Origin of the sequence: Microbacterium sp. Ld4 (assembly GCF_045066555.1) — a bacterium.
GTDB lineage: Bacteria > Actinomycetota > Actinomycetes > Actinomycetales > Microbacteriaceae > Microbacterium.
Window position 1 is genome coordinate 408,578 of the sequence record NZ_JBISHE010000011.1, and the last position, 17,498, is coordinate 426,075.

Sequence of the window (17,498 nt, forward strand, 5' to 3'; positions counted from 1 at the left end):
GCAGACCCCGCCGTCGGCGCGTGCAGCGGTCAGCCGCGCTCGGCCGTGCGGACCTCGTCGGCGAGCGCGCGCAGCCGCTGCCGCAGGGCGCGCTCGCAGTCCCACCCGCGTGCACGCGCCTCCACCACCAGGGCGAGGAGAGCGTCCCCCAGCTCGGCCTCGGTCTCGGGGTGCGGAGCGATCGCCTCCGGCGCCGCATCGACCTGCGCCGCCTTGCCGACCATCTTCTGCGCCAGGGCGAGGGAGGGCATGTGCATCGAGATCCCGTCCAGCACGCTGGTGCGCGTGCGCTTCTCGGCGGCCTTCGCGGCGTTCCAGTGCACGAGCACCTCGTCGGGTGTTGTCGCGACGGCGTCGCCGAACACATGCGGATGCCGGCGGACCATCTTCTCGGAGAGGCCGTCGGCCACATCGTCGATGTCGAAGGGATCGACCTCGGCGCGTGAGGCGATCTCCGCGTGGAAGAGCACCTGCCAGAGCAGGTCGCCGAGCTCCTCCTTCAGGTCGGCCCGGGAGCCCGCCTCGACGGCGTCGACGAGCTCGGCCGCCTCCTCCTGCAGGTAGGGGACGAGGTCGTCGTGATCGATGCGCTGCGTCCACACGCAGCGCTCGCGCACGGCGTGCATCGTCTCGGCGGCGCGGCGCAGGGCATCGGGTGACGCGGGTACGGGGTGCGACATGACGGCAACGATACGAGGGATGCCGAGGGACCGGCATCCCTCGTATCGCCCGGCGTAGGCTGGGATCGTGACCTCCGCCTCCCCCGCCGCGGCTTCTGCGTCCGCGCCGGGCGGGACGCGCGTGTCGATGTTCACGCTGGCCACGTTCGTCATCGGGTCGATGGTCGGCGCGGGCGTGTTCTCGCTCCCGGCGACGTTCGCCGCCTCTACGGGAGTGGCGGGCGCCCTCGTCGCGTGGGCGATCGCCGGCGGCGGGATGCTGATGCTGGCGCTCGTGTTCCATCGCCTGGCGATCCGCCGCCCCGACCTCGACGCCGGGATCTTCAGTTACGCCAAGGCGGGCTTCGGCAACTACGTCGGCTTCTTCGCAGCGTTCGGATACTGGGCGAGCGCCTGCGTGGGCAACGTCTTCTACTGGGTGTTCATCACGTCGACCCTCGGAAGCGTCTTCCCCGAACTCGGCGAAGGCGACACCCTCCTCGCGGTCGCGGTGTCGTCGGTGGGCGTCTGGCTCTTCTTCCTCCTGATCCGACGGGGCGTCCGGCAGGCTGCCGGGATCAACCGCATCGTCACGGTCGCCAAAGTCCTCCCGATCGTCGTCTTCGTCGCCCTGTGCGTCACGGTCTTCGACCCTGCCGTGTTCGCGGCCAACTGGGGCGGCAGCGAGGCGACCGGGCTCGGCGAGCAGATCCGCGCGACCATGCTCGTCACCGTCTTCGTCTTCATCGGCATCGAGGGCGCAAGCGTCAACTCGCGCCACGCGCGCCGGCGACGCGACGTGGGCCGCGCCACCGTCCTCGGCTTCCTGAGCGTCCTGGCCGTGTTCGCCTCCGTCACGATCGTGTCGTACGGCGTCCTGCCCCGAGAAGAGCTCGCCGCGCTTCGGCAACCCTCGATGGGCGGCGTGCTCGAGCAGGCCGTCGGCGGCTGGGGAGCCGTCTTCGTCGGCGTCGCACTCGTGGTCGCCGTCCTCGGCGCGTACCTCGCCTGGACGCTCATGGCGGCCGAAGTCCTGCTGTCCGCGGCGCGGGCCGGCGACCTGCCCGCGTTCCTGCGCCGCACCAACAACAGCGACACCCCCACGGGGGCGCTCCTGCTCTCGTCGGCGCTCGCGCAGGCCATGCTCTTCCTCGTGCTGCTCGCCGAGAACGCCTTCGACGCCGCCCTCGAGCTCACGAGCGCGCTCGCGCTGATCCCGTTCTTCCTCTCGGCCGCCTACGGCCTCAAAATCGCCCTCCGCGGGGGCGACGGACGTCGGCGACGCGATGTGGTCATCGCCACCGCCGCGACGGCGTACACCGCCTACCTGCTGTGGGCCGCAGGGCCGACCTACCTCCTCCTCTGCCTGGTGGTGATCGTGCCGGGCACCGTGCTGTTCGTGATCGGGCGCCGCGAGCAGGGGGCGCATGTGTTCACCCGCCCCGAAGCGGCGCTGTTCGTGCTGGCCGTAGCCGGCGCCGTCTCTGCGGTCGTGCTGATCTCCACCGGGGCGATCGCCCTCTGAGCCGATCCCGTCGAGGGGACGGCACGGGACGTCATGGTGTCGGATGCCTCCCCGAACCCGGGCTAGCGTGAACGAGTGCACGAACTGACCCACACCGAAGCGATCGATCTCGTCGGCCGATACGAAGCCGAGCAGGAGATCCCCGAGCAGATGCGCGCCGACGTGCGCGAGCTCGGCTCCCTCCTCGGCCGGGTGCTCCGCGAAAGCGGCTCCCCCGGCCTCTTCGACGACGTCGAACGACTGCGCGTCGCGACGATCCAGGCCTACACCGACGAGACGCCCGAGGCCTTCGCCCGAGCGGCCGCGATCGCCGACGCGTTCTCCTTGGAACGAGCGGAGGAGGTCGCCCGCGCGTTCACGTGCTACTTCCACCTCGTCAACCTGGCCGAGGAGCACCAGCGCGTGCGGATCCTCCGGGAGCGCGCCGGTCGCGCAGCACGCGAGGATGCCGGCGATTCCCTGACCGCCGCCTACCGGACGCTGGCCGACGAGGTCGGCCCGGATGCCGCGCTGTCGCGACTGCAGAGCCTTCGGTTCCATCCGGTCTTCACGGCCCACCCGACGGAGGCGAGGCGCCGCGCCGTGTCCTCCAGCATCCGGCGCCTCGCCGATCTCCTCGACAGCCGCGACGCGGCCGAGACCGAGGGCGCCGATCGGCGACGCACCGAGCGGCGCATGCTCGAAGAGGTCGACACGCTGTGGCGCACCGCGCCGCTCCGGCCCGAGAAGCCCTCTCCGACCGACGAGGTGCGCTCGGTCATGTCGATCTTCGACGAGACCCTTTTCACCGCCGTCGCCCACGTGTACCGCCGCGTCGACGACGCACTGCAGGGCGACGACGCCGGCGCCACCGAACCGATCGTCCGCCCCTTCGTGCGCGTCGGCTCCTGGGTCGGCGGCGACCGCGACGGCAACCCCTTCGTCACGGCGCGGACGACCCGCACCGCCGCCGCGATCGCGAGCGAGCACGTCCTGCTCGGCCTCGAGCGCGCAGCGAGCCGGATCGGACGGACGCTCACCCTCGATGCCGCCTCCACTCCCGCGAGCGATGACCTGCTCGGCCTGTGGCAGCGGCTGAAGGATGCCGACGAGGATGCCGCCGCCGACATCGCCAAACGCTCCCCCAACGAGCCGCACCGCGTCATCATGCTCCTGCTCGCGCGCAAGATCGCCGCGACCCGCACCCGCGACGCCGACCTCGCCTACCGCGACCCGGAGCACTTCCTCGCCGATCTGCGCACCGTGCAGGACTCGCTGGTGGCCGCCCGTGCGCGGCGTCAGGCCTATGGCCACCTGCAGCAGCTCATCTGGCAGGTCGAGTCCTTCGGATTCCACCTCGCCGAGCTCGAGGTCCGCCAGCATTCCGCCGTGCACGCGAAGGTGCTCGCCGAGATCGAATCGGGCGAACCCCGCTCCGAGCTCGCCGAAGAGGTTCTCGAGGTCTTCCGGACGATCGCCTTCCTGCAGGAGCGCCACGGACCCCGCGCCGCCGGCCGGTACATCGTGTCGTTCACGCAGTCGACCGACGACCTCGCCAACGTGCACACGCTCGCCCGTCACGCGGTCGGCGCCTCGGGCACCCTTCCGGTTCTCGATGTCATCCCGCTGTTCGAGACCTTCGCCGATCTGCAGGCCGCTCCCGGCATCCTCTCCCGCATCGCCGAGCACCCCGCCTTCAGCGCACGGCTCGACGTCACCGGCCGCCGCCTCGAGGTCATGCTCGGGTACTCGGACTCGTCGAAGGACGTCGGGCCCGTCGCGGCCAACCTCGCGCTCTACGAGGCGCAGGCCGCCATCTCTGCCTGGGCGGTCGAGCAGAAGATCGAGCTGACCCTGTTCCACGGCCGAGGCGGCGCCCTCGGGCGAGGCGGCGGGCCGGCGAACTCGGCGATCCTCGCCCAGCCGCCCCACTCGGTCGACGGCCGCTTCAAGCTGACCGAGCAGGGCGAGGTCATCTTCGCCCGCTACGGCGACCCCGTCATCGCGATGCGTCACATCGATCAGGTCGCCGCGGCGACTCTGCTCGCCTCATCGCCCTCGATCGAGAACCGCAACCGCGAGGCGGCGGAGCGCTACGCCGACGTCGCCCGCATCATGGACTCGGCCTCACGGGAGCGCTTCTTCTCGCTCGTGAAGGCCCCGGGCTTCGCGCCCTGGTTCGCCCAGGTCACTCCGATGGAGGAGATCGGTCTGCTCGCGCTCGGCTCACGCCCCGCCCGCCGAGGCCTGTCCGTCGAGTCGCTCGAAGACCTCCGCGCCATCCCCTGGGTGTTCGCGTGGACGCAGGCCCGCATCAACCTCGCCGGCTGGTTCGGTCTGGGCACAGCGCTCGACGCCGTGGGCGACGCCGACACCCTCCAGCGCGCCTACGACGAGTGGCCGCTGTTCCGCACCCTCATCGACAACGTCGCCATGAGCCTCGCCAAGGCCGACGACCGCATCGCGCGCCATTATCTCGAACTCGGCGACCGCGACGACCTCGCGGCGCTCGTGCGCGAGGAGATGGCGTCGACCCGGGCCTGGGTGGTGCGTCTCACGGGCGGCACCGAGCTGCTCGGCAACCGTCCCGTCCTCGGCCGCGCCGTCAAGATGCGAAGCCCGTACGTCGACGCCCTCTCCCTCCTCCAGCTGCGCGCGCTCCGCGGTCTCCGCGACGCGGAAGCCGGCAAGGTCGACCCCGACCTGCAGCGCCTGCTGCTGCTGTCCGTGTCGGGCGTCGCCGCCGGGCTCCAGAACACCGGCTGACGAACGGATGCCGCGGCGCACTCGGCCGCCGCGGCACCGCGTCAGTCGACCGTCGCCGGAAGCGGCAGCGGGAAGATCTGGTCGAGGAGCTGCCCGGCCCATGCGATCAGATCCGCGTCGGAGAGCGCCTCGCCGTCCGCGGTGGGGAGCGGGACGACCATCGCGTCACCGCCGGAGACGACCTTCGACGACGGGTGGAGCCGCTGCAGGCGCACCCGGATCGAGTCGGGCAGGTGCGCCGGCGCGATGCGCAGGTTCGGGCCCATCGCGACGACGTCGGTGAGTCCCGACCTCGCGGCGCGACGACGAAGGCGCGCGACGGCGATCAGACCCTCCACCTCGGCCGGCGGCTCGCCGTAGCGGTCGGTGAGCTCTTCGAGAACCAGATCGATCGCGTCGTCGGCCGCCGTGACCGCTGCCGCGGCGGAGAGCTTCTGGTACGCCTCCAGCCGCAGCCGCTCGCTGTCGATGTACGTATGCGGGATCCTCGCCTGCACCGGGAGCTCGAGCCGGAGCTCGGCCGGCCCCTCGGTCTCGTCGCCGCGGAACGTCGCGACCGCCTCGCCGATCATGCGGAGGTAGAGGTCGAACCCGACGCCTGCGATGTGGCCCGCCTGCTCGGCGCCCAGCAGATTGCCCGCGCCGCGGATCTCGAGGTCCTTCAGCGCGACCTGCATGCCCGAGCCGAGATCGTTGTTGACGGCGATCGTCTCGAGCCGGTCGGCGGCCGTCTCGCTGAGCGGCTTGTTCTCGTCGTAGAGAAAGTATGCGTAGGCGCGCTCGCGCGCACGTCCGACGCGACCGCGCAGCTGGTGGAGCTGGGAGAGCCCGTACTTGTCGGCGCGGTCGATGATGATCGTGTTGGCGTTGGCGATGTCGAGGCCGGTCTCGATGATCGTGGTCGAGACGAGCACGTCGGCGCGACGCTCCCAGAAGTCGTCGACGACCTGCTCCAGCTGGTGCTCGCCCATCTGGCCGTGGGCGACGACGATGCGGGCCTCCGGCACGAGTTCGGCGAGCTGCGCGGCGACGCGCTGGATCGACGAGACCCGGTTGTGCACGTAGAACACCTGGCCCTCGCGGAGGAGCTCGCGCCGGATCGCGGCGGCGATCTGCTTGTCGCTGCGCGGTCCGACGTACGACAGGATCGGATGCCGGTCCTCGGGCGGTGTCGCGAGCGTCGACATCTCTCGGATGCCGGTGACCGCCATCTCGAGGGTGCGGGGAATCGGCGTCGCACTCATCGCCAGGATGTCGACGTTGGTCTTGAGCTTCTTCAGCGCATCCTTGTGCTCGACGCCGAACCGCTGCTCCTCATCGATGATCATGAGGCCGAGATCCTTGAAGTGCACCTTCTCGGTGAGGATGCGGTGGGTGCCGATGACCATGTCGACGGTGCCGTCGGTGATGCCGGCGAGCGTGTCGCGGGCCTCCTTGTCGGACTGGAACCGCGACAGCGCGCGCACCTGCACCGGGAACCCGGCGAAGCGCTCGGTGAAGGTGTCGAGGTGCTGCTTCACGAGGAGGGTCGTCGGCACCAGCATCGCGACCTGCTTGCCCTCCTGGATCGCCTTGAAGGCGGCGCGGACCGCGACCTCCGTCTTGCCGAAGCCGACGTCACCCGACAGGAGCCGGTCCATCGGGATCGGCTTCTCCATGTCGGCCTTGATCTCATCGATCGTCTGGAGCTGATCGGGGGTCTCCGCGAAGGGGAACGCCTCTTCGAGCTCGCGCTGCCACGGAGTGTCGGGGCCGAACGCGTAGCCCTTCGACGACATGCGAGCCGAGTACAGCTTCACGAGCTCGATGGCGATGTCGCGGACGGCCCGGCGCGCCTTGCCCTTGGCGGCGGCCCAGTCGGATCCGCCCATCTTCGACAGCTGCGGCGCCTCGCCGCCGACGTACCGGGAGAGCAGATCGAGCTGGTCGGTAGGGACGTAGAGCTTGTCGCCGGGGTGCCCGCGCTTCGACGGCGCGTATTCGAGCACGAGGTACTCCCGGGTGCTCTTGACGGGCTTGCGTCCGCCGGAGGAGACCTCGCGCTGCACCAGCTCGACGAACCGGCCGATGCCGTGGGTCGAGTGCACGACGTGATCGCCGGGCTTCAGCTGCAGCGGATCGACGACGTTGCGCCGGCGGGAGGCGAGCTTCTTGACGACGCGGTTGTCGCCGCCGATCGTGCGGCCGTAGAAGTCACTCTCCGTGAAGACAGCGAGTTTCGCCTCGGCGACCTGGAACCCCGCCTCGAGGGTCGCGACCGTGACGAGGGCGATGCCGGGGTCGGGCGTCTCGGTGAGGGTGTCGGCCGTGCGTGCGGCGAGCCCCCGCTCGGACAGCACGTCACGGGAGCGGTCGACGAGACCGGTGCCGGATGCCGCGACGACGACCCGCCAGCCGTTGCCCAGGAGGCCGGCGATGTGCTCCGTGGCGCCGTCCACGTTGCCCTGGAACGACGGAACGGTGACGGCGGCCAGCCGCACGGCGCCGTCGGCCTCATCGACGAGGCCCTCCTCGGCAGCATCGGCGGCGCCCGAATCGAATGCGCTGAAGGTCCACCACGCGCCACCGCGCTCCGACGCTGCGGCGCGGAGGGCGGGCAGGGTGAGGAAATCGCCGGCACCGAGGTCGACGGGGCTGTCGGCGCCGGCGGTGGCCGCGCTCCACGCCGCCTCGAGGAACTCCCGGTTGGTGTCGGCGAGGGTGCGCGCACGGGTGACGGCGCGCTCCGGGTCGACCAGGGCGACGACCGACCGCTCCGGCAGGTAGTCGACGAGGGGAACGACCGCATCGGCGACGGCCGGAAGAAGCGACTCCATCCCCTCGACCGGGATGCCCTCGGCCATCTTCTCGAGCATGGCGCCGAGCCCCGGCATCCGGTCGCGAAGACCACGGGCCCGTTCGCGGACGGCGTCCGTCAGGAGGAGCTCACGGCTGGGGAGGAGGGTCACGTCCCGGATCTCGCCGGGAAGGGAGCGCTGGTCGGCGACCGAGAAAGCACGGATCTGGTCGACCTCGTCGCCGAAGAACTCGACGCGGTAGGGATGATCGGCGACAGGAGGGAAGACGTCGAGGATGCCGCCTCGAACGGCGAACTCGCCGCGGCGGGAGACCATGTCGACGCGGTGGTAGGCCAGCTCGACGAGGCGACGGACGACCTCGTCCAGCTCCCGCCCGCGCGCTCCGACGACGAGCTCGACCACACCGGCATCCGTCAGCCCGCGGGCGATGGGCTGCAGCGCCCCTCGAACGGAGGCAGTGATGACGAGCGGCGTCGCGCCGTCCCAGTGCGCGGCGCGGCGGAGCACGTCGAGGCGGCGGCCGACGGTCTCGGCGCTGGGACTCAGCCGCTCGTGCGGAAGCGTCTCCCATGCCGGGAGATGAAGGATCTCGGCGTCCGGCAGCAGGCAGTGGAGGGCAGCGCCCACGCTCTCGGCGCGGCGGCCCGTGGGCGCGACGAGGAGGAGGACCGGCGGCAGTCCCTGCGCGCGGCGGCGTTCGACGAGTGCGGCCAGGAGAGGTGCGTCGATACCGGTGACGGCGGAGAAGTCCGCGTCTGCGTCAGCGCTCTCGAGCGCCTTCCGGAAACTGTCAGCCTGCTCGAGGGCGCGCACGATCCCGGGAATTGTCACCGGTCGAGTCTACGCGTCCCGTGGTGCGTGATGGCGCTGCTGGGCGGCGAGCAGGCCCTCCTCGACGAGCAGTTCGACCGCATCCGCCGCATCCGAGATGAGGATCGGGAGCCGGTCGCGCTCTGCGCTCCCGAAGGGGTCGAGCACCCAGTCGGCCGGGTCCTGGCGTCCGGGCGGCCGCCCGATGCCGACCCGAACCCTCGGGAAGTCGGCGGTGCCCAGGGCCTTCGCCACGTCGCGGACGCCGTTGTGGCCGCCGTGGCCTCCCCCGGTCTTCAGCTTCAGCGTGTCGAATGGGATGTCGAGCTCGTCGTGCACGATGACGACCCGCTCGGGCGGAACGGCGTAGAAGCTCGCGAGTGCGGCAACGGGACCGCCCGAGACGTTCATGAAGGAGTTGGGCGCGGCGAGCACGAGCTTCGCGGCGCCGGGACGCAGCCAGGTCTCCGCCGCGCGGGCGTTCGCCTTGTGCGAGCGGAGAGTCTCCGATCGGCGACGGGCCAGCTCATCGATCACCATCTGTCCCACGTTGTGGCGCGTGCGCTCATACCGGGAGCCGGGGTTGCCGAGCCCGATGACCAGCCAGGTGTCCGCCATCGCGGGAGTCCTTTCGACGACGAAGCCCGTCGCAGCGGAGAGCGGCGACGGGCTTCGAACGGGAGATCAGGTCAGGCGTTGTCGCCCTCGGCGGCCTCGTCGGACTCACCGGCGGCGTCAGCGCCCGCAGCGTCGGCGCCCGCGGCGTCGGCGGCGGCCTCGTCGAGGTTCTCCTCCTGCGGGACGGAGACGGCGACGATGAGCATCTCGGGGTCGGCGAGAAGAGCCGCACCGCGCGGGAGGGTGAGGTCGGCGGCGGAGATCTGCGCGCCCTCCTCGAGGCCCTCGATGGAGACCTCGACGTTCTGCGGGATGTGGGTGGCCTCGACCTCGAGGGCGACGGACATGGCGTCCTGCACCGCGATGGTTCCAGCGAACGACTCGCCGGTCACGAGCACGGGCACGTCGACCTGGATCTTCTCGCCCTTCTTCACGACGAGGAGGTCGATGTGCTCGATGACCTGGTGCACGGGGTCCTTCTGGACGTCCTTGACGAGGGTGAGCTGCTGCTCGCCGTTGATCTCGAGCTCGAGGACCGCGTTGGCACGACGGACGAGCAGGAAGACCTGGTGGCCGGGCAGGGCGACGTGCACGGGCGTGGTGCCGTGACCGTAGATGACGGCGGGGATCTTGCCGGCGGCGCGGAGGCGACGGGCGAAGCCCTTGCCGAACTGCTCGCGCAGCTCGGCGACGACCTTGGTGTCGGTTTCAGTCGACATGGCTGTACTCCTTGTGGGCTCAGGGCCCAGATATGCGGGCCGACGCGGCCCAGGTATGGGGTCTGTGGTTCGACTCGAACGCGTGGGCGTGAGGAAAGCCGCGAAGCCTGCTTCACTGCGTCGATCACGGACGCACGGATGCGTCCCTCGCCGAAGTTCGAGACTGACTCTACCAGCGCGCCCGATACGATGACAGCCAGAGCTCGAAACACGACGAGCACGACTGACGGAGGATCATGGATTACGGATGGATGACCCACGCCCTGGTGTGGTTCGTGGGCGCACTGACCGCAGTGACGGGAATCCTGACCGCCGGCGCGTTCTTCTCGATGGGCCGTTCGAACCAGTACAAGGACTGACCCCGGACCGATCCGCCCGGGCCGTCACCGCCCCGAGGAGGAGGCCGCCCGGGTGGCGTCGCCCGCCTCGGCGACGATGAGCCCCATGGATTCGGCAGCGGCATCCGCTCGTCCTCCCGTGATGGCGAACGCCACGTCCTGGTGCCACCGGACGGCCAGCGGGTTCGCGTCATGCGGCATCAGGTGATGCTGGGTCCGGCCGACCAGCACGGACTCGACGACCGACCCGAGAGCGGCGAACATCGCGTTCCCGGACGCGGCGAGCAGCGTGCGGTGGAAGCGGACGTCGGCGGACAGGTAGACCGCCCCGTCGGCGTCGTGCTCGGTCCGCGCCATCTCGAGGACCGCGGCGACCATCTCCTGCCGCTGCGCGTCGGTGGCGTGGACGGCGGCCAGCCGGGCCGCGAGCGGCTCGATCGCCCCGCGGAGCTGGTGCAGCTCGCGAAGCTGCTCGTCGCGGCCGGGACCGGCCAGGCGCCAGCCGATGATCTCGGGCGCGTAGACGTTCCAGTCCTCGCGGGCGCGGACCTCGATCCCCGTCTTGCGCCGGACCCGGACGAGGCCGAGCGATTCGAGGACGCGGACCGCCTCACGGCCTGCGCCGCGTGACGCGCCGTCGGCGAGCTCTGTGGTCACCAGGCGCGCACCGGGAGCATGCTCGCCCTGCACGATGGCCGTGCCGATGCGCTCCACCAGCGCGTCGTGCACCGATCCGAGAGCGGGCGAGGTCGTCATCTTCCGATTATGGCCCGCAGCAGCCCCGGCGGATGAGAGAAATGTCATGCATAAGTCCGGCACCTGTGGTTTCATGTAGGACAAATACTCCTGCGGCTTCGTCGCCACCCGCCAGATCGAGGATGCTCATGGCCCTACCTGCCGTCCCCCTGTCGCTTCCCGCCGCCGCGGAAGCGGTCTCCTCCGCCCCGGCGGGGCAGCTCGTCACCGCCGCCCTCGTCGGGATCGCGATCATCATCGTGCTCATCAGCTGGGCGAAGCTCCACCCCTTCCTGGCGCTGACGCTCGGCGCCCTTGCGACCGGAACCATCGCCGGCCTCGCCGTCACCGACACCGTCGCGAGCTTCACCGGCGGCTTCGGATCGACGATGGGCGGCGTCGGCATCCTGATCGCGCTCGGAGCCATCTACGGAAAGCTCCTCGCCGACTCCGGCGGTGCCGACCGCATCGTCGACACGCTGGTCGCCCGCGCCACCCCGCGGAGCCTCCCGTGGGTCATGGGTTTCATCGGCGCGGTCATCGGACTGCCGATGTTCTTCGAAGTCGGCCTCGTGCTGCTCGTCCCCGTGATCATCCTCGTCGCGCGCCGGTCGGGCGTGCCCCTGATGAAGATCGCCATCCCGACACTCGCGGGGCTGTCGGCCATGCACGGACTCGTCCCGCCGCACCCCGGCCCCCTGGCGGCGATCGACGCCCTCGGTGCGAACCTCGGACTCACCCTCGCCTTCGGCGTCATCGTGGCCATCCCGACCGTGATCATTGCCGGTCCGCTGTTCGCCCCGCTCGCCGCGCGCTGGGCCCCGGTCGACGTCCCGGCGCTGTTCGAGTCGGCGGAGGAGAAGGGCGGCGCCCCGGTGCGGCGCCCGTCCTTCGGCGCGACGCTCGCCAGCATCCTGCTCCCCGTGTTCCTCATGCTCCTCAAGGCCGTCGCCGACATCGTGGCCCCCGGCTCGGATGCGGCGTGGAAGGTCGTCTTGGACTTCATCGGGATGCCGGTGATCGCCCTGCTGCTGGCGGTCATCGTGGGCTTCTTCGTCCTCGGCGGCGGCGCCGGGTTCGACCGCGATCGCCTCACCACCGTCGTCGGCTCCTCCCTCGGACCCGTCGCGGGGATCCTCCTCATCGTCGGTGCGGGCGGTGGATTCAAGCAGGTGCTCGTCGACACCGGCATCGGACAGGTGATCGCCGACCTCGTCGCGGGCTCGTCGGTCTCCGTGCTCGTCCTCGCCTGGCTCGTCGCCGTCGTCATCCGGGTGGCGACCGGGTCGGCGACCGTCGCGACCATCACCGCCGCCGGCATCCTGCAGCCGCTGACCGAGACCCTCGACGGCCCGATGACGGCGCTCCTCGTGCTCGCGATCGGCGCCGGATCGGTCTTCTTCAGCCACGTCAACGATGCCGGGTTCTGGCTCATCAAGGAGTACTTCGGACTCAGCATCACGCAGACGCTCAAGACCTGGACCGTGCTCGAGTGCATCATCTCGGTCGTGGGTCTCGGCGGCGTCCTCTTCCTCAGCCTGTTCGTCTGATCGATCGGAATGCATCGCATGCCTGCACCGACACCCGTCCTCGTGTTCATGGGGCCCTCCGGAACCGGCAAGTCCACCGTCGCCGCGATGCTCGCCGGACGCCTCGACTGGGCGTTCTGCGAGGGCGATGACCTCCACTCCCCCGAGAACGTCGCGAAAATGGCTGCCGGGCACGCGCTCAACGACGACGACCGGGCGCCGTGGCTCGCCAGCATCGGCGCGTGGATCGACGAGACCACCGCGGCCGGCCGGCCGGCCGTCGTGACGTGTTCGGCGCTGCGCCGCCGGTACCGCGACGTGCTCCGGCGAGACAACGTGACGTTCGTCCTTCTCGACGGCGACCCGGCGACGATCCGAACCCGCCTCATGCGGCGACAGGGTCACTTCATGCCGCCCGCGCTCCTCGATTCGCAGTTCGCGACCCTCGAGCGCCCCGATGAGGACGAGCAGGCCATCTCGGTCGATCTCGACATGAGCCCCGATCAGCAGGTGCGCGACGTGGTCGAGCGCCTGCACCTGACGTCACACGGCTGAACCCGCCCCGGGCGAAGCCGATAAAGTAGCCACGGACCCGCGGCTCGGCCGCCCGCCTTCTTCTGACCCCCGACTGTGAACCTGGAGTTACGCATGGCGTCGACCTCTTCCCCGACCGGACCTTCGAACGACCAGGACCAGGCTCCTCACGAAGCCACCCAGCAGCACGAAGGCGCCCCGCGTCCTGAAGACGTCGAGCGCGACGCCGACGCGGCAGCCGCGCCCGGTGCGGCCGCCGAAGGCGCCGCCAACATCGGCGTCGTGGGGCTCGCGGTCATGGGGTCGAACCTCGCCCGCAACCTCGCCTCCCGCGAGGGCAACACGGTCGCCGTGTTCAACCGCTCGCGCTCGAAGACCGACGAGCTGGTCGCCGCGCACCCCGAGGCCGAGTTCGTGCCCGCCTTCACCTACGAAGAGTTCGCCTCCTCGCTCCAGAAGCCCCGCACGGCGATCATCATGGTCAAGGCCGGCCGCGCGACCGACGCCGTCATCGACGAGCTCATGCGCGTGTTCGAGCCCGGCGACATTATCGTCGACGGCGGGAACAGCCTCTTCACCGACACCATCCGCCGCGAGAAGGCCGTCGGCGACGCCGGCTTCAACTTCGTCGGCATGGGCGTCTCGGGCGGCGAGGAGGGCGCACTCCTCGGCCCGTCGCTCATGCCCGGCGGCCCCGACGAGTCGTGGGTGACCCTCGGCCCGATCCTCCGCTCGATCGCCGCCGTCGCCGAGGGCGAGCCGTGCGTCACGCACGTCGGTCACGACGGTGCCGGCCACTTCGTGAAGATGGTCCACAACGGCATCGAGTACGCCGACATGCAGCTGATCGCCGAGGCGTACGACCTCATCCGGCGCGGCACGGGCAAGTCCCCGGCCGAGATCGCCGACATCTTCGCCGAATGGAACAAGGGCGAGCTCGAGTCGTACCTCATCGAGATCACGGCCGAGGTCCTCCGGCAGACGGATGCCGCGACCGGCAAGCCCCTCGTCGACGTCATCGTCGACGAGGCGGGCGCCAAGGGGACAGGCGCCTGGACGGTGCAGACCGCCCTCGACCTGGGTGTCCCCGTCTCGGGCATCGCCGAGGCGACCTTCGCCCGCTCGCTGTCGTCGCACCGCGAGCAGCGCGACGTCGCGGGCGAGCTGCCCGGGCCGTCGTCGGAGGACTTCACCGTCGCCGACCCCGCCGTGTTCATCGAACAGGTGCGCCTCGCCCTGTACGCGTCGAAGATCGTCGCCTACTCGCAGGGCTTCGACGAGATCCGCGCCGGCGCCGCCCAGTACGACTGGTCAATCGACCTCGGCGCGGTCTCGAAGATCTGGCGTGGCGGCTGCATCATCCGCGCGCAGTTCCTGAACCGCATCGCCGACGCGTACGACGCGGAGCCGGAACTGCCCGTCCTGCTCACCGCGCCCTACTTCGTCGAGGCCCTCGGCCGTACGCAGGACGCGTGGCGTGACATCGTCCAGATCGCGGCAGCCTCCGGCATCCCGGCCCCTGCGTTCAGCTCGTCGCTCGCCTACTACGACGGCCTCCGGGCAGACCGCCTCCCCGCGGCGCTCATCCAGGGCCAGCGCGACTTCTTCGGTGCGCACACGTACCGGCGCACCGACAAGGCGGGCACCTTCCACACACTGTGGTCGGGCGACCGCACCGAAGTCGACGCAGAGGACACGCACTGAGCCGCTCGGACACCGCGCTGCGCGTGCACCGCACCGCAGCGCGCGTCGTCCTGGCCGTCCTGACGGGCCTCTATGCCTGGGCCGTCGCGTGGATGACCCTCCGTGCGCGTCCGTACGGTTCGGACATCTCGTCAGCGCTCGACAAGCTCCTCGCGTGGTTCGCCGAGCGCCCCGCGACCGACTGGATCACCTTCGAGCGGGTGGAGTTCGGGGCGAACGTCGCGATGTTCGTGCCCCTGGGCGTGATCGCCGTGCTGTGGTTCGGCGTGCGCGGCTGGTGGACGGCGCCCATCATCGGCGCCGTCACCAGCGGCATCATCGAGACCCTCCAGGCCGTCATGCTGGACTCCCGCGTGGCCGACCTGCGCGACATCATCTCGAACACGCTCGGGTCGATCGTCGGCATGTGTCTCATGCTCCTTCTGGCGTTCCTGCTGTCCCCTCCATCGCCACGACGCTGACCTTCCGAGGCGGGGCTCTGGACACGTTCACAGCAACGGACTGAGCGCCGCATAGGGTTCTCATAGAGAAGTCAGAACAATGGAATCATGACGCTTCCCGCCCCTGCCCTCCAGCGCCCCGACGGCTCCCCCCTGCGGGTCCTCGTCGTCGACGATGAGCAGATGCTCACAGACCTCCTGTCGATGGCGCTCCGGATGGAGGGCTGGGAGGTCCGTACCGCCGGCTCCGGGTTCGACGCGCTGGCCGCCGCGCGCGAGTTCACGCCCGACGCCATGGTCCTCGACATCATGATGCCCGACCTCGACGGCATGGCCGTGCTGCAGCGCCTGCGTCAGAGCGGCGACGATGTGCCGGTGCTCTTCCTCACGGCGAAGGATGCCGTCGCAGACCGTGTCGCCGGCCTCACCGCCGGTGGCGACGACTACGTCACGAAGCCCTTCAGCCTCGAAGAGGTCGTGGCCCGCCTTCGCGGACTCATGCGCCGCGCCGGCGCCTCGGCGGGCACAGCCGATCCGATCCTCCGAGTGGGCGACCTCACCCTCAACGAGGATTCGCACGAGGTCATCCGCGACGGGTCCGAGATCGAGCTGACGGCGACGGAGTTCGAGCTGCTGCGCTACCTCATGCGCAATCAGCGCCGCGTCCTGTCGAAGGCCCAGATCCTCGACCGCGTCTGGAACTACGACTTCGGTGGCCGGTCGAGCGTCGTCGAGCTGTACATCTCCTACCTGCGTAAGAAGATCGACGCCGGCAAGGAGCCGCTGATCCACACCGTCCGCGGGGTGGGGTACATGATCAAAGCGCCTCAGTGAGACTCCGCCCCTCGTCTCGTCGACACCGCTGGAGCCTCGAGGCCCGGCTCATCACCGCGGTCATCTCGTTCGTCTCGGTGATCCTGATCGCGGTCGGACTCGCGACCGGCGCCATCCTCGGCAACATCGTGCGGGAGAACCTCGACGCGCAGCTGACAGCCGCGCGCGACCGGGTGAGCCTGCACTGGTCGCAGAGCCAGACCGCCACCAAGATCCTCGACATGGGGCGCGAGGAGCCGGGAACGCTGCTGATCGTGCAGAACCTGACGGGCACCACCGCCGCCCGCGTCACGCCGGACGGCGACGTCGTGCCTCTCGTGATCGACGGCAACCTGTCGGTCACCGTCGACGCGCAGGGTTGGACGACCGCGCCCATCGACGGCCTCGGCGAATACCTGCTCCGTATCGCCAATGTCCGCACCGGCATGTACCTCGTCGTGGGGATGCCGACGTCTGAGGTGACGGAGCTGACGGCGCGCGTCGTGACGACGGTGGCCCTCCTGACGGCGGGCGGCCTCCTCGTGCTCGCGGCGGTCGTCGCCCTCATCATCCGGAGTGGACTCGCTCCGCTTCGCTCCGTCGCGGCGACAGCGACCCGGGTCGCGGCGATGCCGCTCTCGGAGGGCGCGGTGACCATCTCGGAGCGCGTGCCCGATCGGGAGACCGACGAGCACACCGAGATCGGAAAAGTCGGCAGCGCCCTCAACACCCTGCTCGATCACGTCAGCACGTCGCTCGCCGCACGCCAGCGCAACGAAGACCGCATGCGCGCGTTCGTCGCCGACGCGAGCCACGAGCTGCGCACCCCGCTCGCATCCATCCGCGGCTACTCCGAGCTCTCCCTCCGCGGCATCCGTCACCAGGAGGCGGCGGGCGGCGCACTGTCCGGCGTCGTGGCGGACACGACCCGCGAGTCCCTCGAACGAATCCAGGCCCAGTCGCTGCGGATGACGGCTCTCGTCGAGGACCTCCTCCTGCTTGCGCGCCTCGACGAAGGCACCGAACTCGTCTACGGCGCGGTCGACCTGACCCGGCTCGCGATCGAGGCGGCCTCCGACGCCCGCGCCGCCGGCCCCGACCACGAGTGGGTCATCGACGTCGCCGACGACCCCGTCGTCGTCGCGGGCGATACGTCGCGTCTCCATCAGGTCGCCGCCAACCTGCTGGCCAACGCGCGCCTGCACACCCCCGCCGGAACCACCGTCACGACGTCGGTCATGGTGGACGGCGGCGATGCGCTCCTCCGCATCCACGACGACGGACCGGGCGTCGACCCCCGCGTCGCCGACGAGCTGTTCGAGCGGTTCGCCCGTGCCGACACCTCTCGTGCGCGGCAGACCGGCGGCACGGGGCTCGGCCTGTCGATCGCCCGGGCGATCATGGACGGTCACGGCGGCACCATCACGGTCGACTCGGAGCCCGGCTCCACGACGTTCGAGGTGCGGCTGCCGGCGCGGCCCGACTCCCCCGTCGACGGGGCCCCCGGCTCCCCCGCCTGACCTCGCCCCGG

14 protein-coding genes are annotated in these 17,498 nt (G+C 70.5%); 9 read left to right on the forward strand and 5 right to left on the reverse strand.

Features of this window, described 5'->3' with window-relative positions; all coding sequences use genetic code 11:
- Nucleotides 1-29 precede the first annotated feature (29 nt).
- Nucleotides 30-680 carry a MazG family protein gene (locus ACJJV7_RS09350; protein WP_405375413.1) on the reverse strand — a complete coding sequence of 217 codons (651 nt, stop codon included), beginning with the start codon at nt 678-680 and terminating at the stop codon, nt 30-32.
- Between the two features lie 127 nt (nt 681-807).
- Between ACJJV7_RS09350 and ACJJV7_RS09355 the strand changes: the two genes are divergently transcribed.
- Together ACJJV7_RS09355 and ACJJV7_RS09360 are read left to right on the forward strand one after the other, a co-directional pair.
- Complete coding sequence (locus tag ACJJV7_RS09355; protein WP_405376178.1) at nt 808-2,184, forward strand: basic amino acid/polyamine antiporter; 1,377 nt, start codon at nt 808-810, stop codon at nt 2,182-2,184.
- 75 nt (nt 2,185-2,259) lie between these two features.
- Complete coding sequence (locus tag ACJJV7_RS09360) at nt 2,260-4,929, forward strand: phosphoenolpyruvate carboxylase (RefSeq protein ID WP_405375411.1); 2,670 nt, start codon at nt 2,260-2,262, stop codon at nt 4,927-4,929.
- A gap of 41 nt (nt 4,930-4,970) precedes the next feature.
- Here the strand turns inward: ACJJV7_RS09360 and mfd are convergent, their stop codons facing one another.
- The 3 genes from mfd to ACJJV7_RS09375 form a co-directional block, all read right to left on the reverse strand.
- The gene (mfd, locus tag ACJJV7_RS09365) at nt 4,971-8,558 is read right to left on the reverse strand and encodes a transcription-repair coupling factor (protein ID WP_405375409.1); all 3,588 of its coding nucleotides are present in this window, start codon (nt 8,556-8,558) and stop codon (nt 4,971-4,973) included.
- Nucleotides 8,559-8,567: 9 nt separating this feature from the next.
- Nucleotides 8,568-9,155, reverse strand: a complete 588-nt coding sequence (gene pth / locus ACJJV7_RS09370; protein ID WP_405375407.1) for an aminoacyl-tRNA hydrolase — start codon at nt 9,153-9,155, stop codon at nt 8,568-8,570.
- Nucleotides 9,156-9,226: 71 nt separating this feature from the next.
- A complete protein-coding gene (locus tag ACJJV7_RS09375; RefSeq protein WP_405375405.1) occupies nt 9,227-9,874 on the reverse strand; it encodes a 50S ribosomal protein L25/general stress protein Ctc in 648 nt (215 codons plus the stop codon).
- Between the two features lie 236 nt (nt 9,875-10,110).
- Between ACJJV7_RS09375 and ACJJV7_RS09380 the strand changes: the two genes are divergently transcribed.
- Nucleotides 10,111-10,233: a hypothetical protein gene (locus tag ACJJV7_RS09380; protein ID WP_405375403.1), complete on the forward strand. Its 123-nt coding sequence runs from the start codon at nt 10,111-10,113 to the stop codon at nt 10,231-10,233.
- A 24-nt stretch (nt 10,234-10,257) separates the two neighbouring features.
- Here ACJJV7_RS09380 and ACJJV7_RS09385 read toward each other — a convergent pair whose 3' ends face one another.
- Nucleotides 10,258-10,968 (reverse strand): FadR/GntR family transcriptional regulator, encoded by a 711-nt coding sequence (locus ACJJV7_RS09385; RefSeq protein ID WP_405375401.1) that lies wholly within the window; start codon nt 10,966-10,968, stop codon nt 10,258-10,260.
- Between the two features lie 128 nt (nt 10,969-11,096).
- Between ACJJV7_RS09385 and ACJJV7_RS09390 the strand changes: the two genes are divergently transcribed.
- From ACJJV7_RS09390 to ACJJV7_RS09415, 6 genes are all read left to right on the forward strand, one after another.
- On the forward strand, nt 11,097-12,497 hold the full coding sequence (locus ACJJV7_RS09390; protein ID WP_405375399.1) for a GntP family permease: 1,401 nt from the start codon (nt 11,097-11,099) through the stop codon (nt 12,495-12,497).
- A gap of 18 nt (nt 12,498-12,515) precedes the next feature.
- The gene (locus ACJJV7_RS09395; protein WP_405375397.1) at nt 12,516-13,031 is read left to right on the forward strand and encodes a gluconokinase; all 516 of its coding nucleotides are present in this window, start codon (nt 12,516-12,518) and stop codon (nt 13,029-13,031) included.
- A 93-nt stretch (nt 13,032-13,124) separates the two neighbouring features.
- Entirely contained in the window at nt 13,125-14,714 is a 1,590-nt protein-coding gene (gene gndA / locus ACJJV7_RS09400) for an NADP-dependent phosphogluconate dehydrogenase (RefSeq protein WP_405375395.1), read from the forward strand.
- A gap of 23 nt (nt 14,715-14,737) precedes the next feature.
- Entirely contained in the window at nt 14,738-15,175 is a 438-nt protein-coding gene (locus ACJJV7_RS09405; protein WP_405375393.1) for a VanZ family protein, read from the forward strand.
- A gap of 87 nt (nt 15,176-15,262) precedes the next feature.
- Nucleotides 15,263-15,988 carry a response regulator transcription factor gene (locus ACJJV7_RS09410; RefSeq protein ID WP_405375391.1) on the forward strand — a complete coding sequence of 242 codons (726 nt, stop codon included), beginning with the start codon at nt 15,263-15,265 and terminating at the stop codon, nt 15,986-15,988.
- A complete protein-coding gene (locus ACJJV7_RS09415; protein WP_405375389.1) occupies nt 15,985-17,487 on the forward strand; it encodes a sensor histidine kinase in 1,503 nt (500 codons plus the stop codon). Before ACJJV7_RS09410 ends, ACJJV7_RS09415 begins: the two co-directional genes overlap by 4 nt.
- Nucleotides 17,488-17,498: the final 11 nt, after the last annotated feature.

Bases quoted from the DNA above. Each gene is read 5' to 3' on its own strand.
- ACJJV7_RS09385 (WP_405375401.1), bottom strand. From the start codon at position 10,968: ATGACGACCTCGCCCGCTCTCGGATCGGTGCACGACGCGCTGGTGGAG.
- ACJJV7_RS09375 (WP_405375405.1), bottom strand. From the start codon at position 9,874: ATGTCGACTGAAACCGACACCAAGGTCGTCGCCGAGCTGCGCGAGCAG.
- ACJJV7_RS09390 (WP_405375399.1), top strand. From the start codon at position 11,097: ATGGCCCTACCTGCCGTCCCCCTGTCGCTTCCCGCCGCCGCGGAAGCG.
- ACJJV7_RS09410 (WP_405375391.1), top strand. From the start codon at position 15,263: ATGACGCTTCCCGCCCCTGCCCTCCAGCGCCCCGACGGCTCCCCCCTG.
- gndA (WP_405375395.1), top strand. From the start codon at position 13,125: ATGGCGTCGACCTCTTCCCCGACCGGACCTTCGAACGACCAGGACCAG.
- ACJJV7_RS09380 (WP_405375403.1), top strand. From the start codon at position 10,111: ATGGATTACGGATGGATGACCCACGCCCTGGTGTGGTTCGTGGGCGCA.
- ACJJV7_RS09355 (WP_405376178.1), top strand. From the start codon at position 808: ATGTTCACGCTGGCCACGTTCGTCATCGGGTCGATGGTCGGCGCGGGC.
- pth (WP_405375407.1), bottom strand. From the start codon at position 9,155: ATGGCGGACACCTGGCTGGTCATCGGGCTCGGCAACCCCGGCTCCCGG.
- ACJJV7_RS09350 (WP_405375413.1), bottom strand. From the start codon at position 680: ATGTCGCACCCCGTACCCGCGTCACCCGATGCCCTGCGCCGCGCCGCC.
- ACJJV7_RS09395 (WP_405375397.1), top strand. From the start codon at position 12,516: ATGCCTGCACCGACACCCGTCCTCGTGTTCATGGGGCCCTCCGGAACC.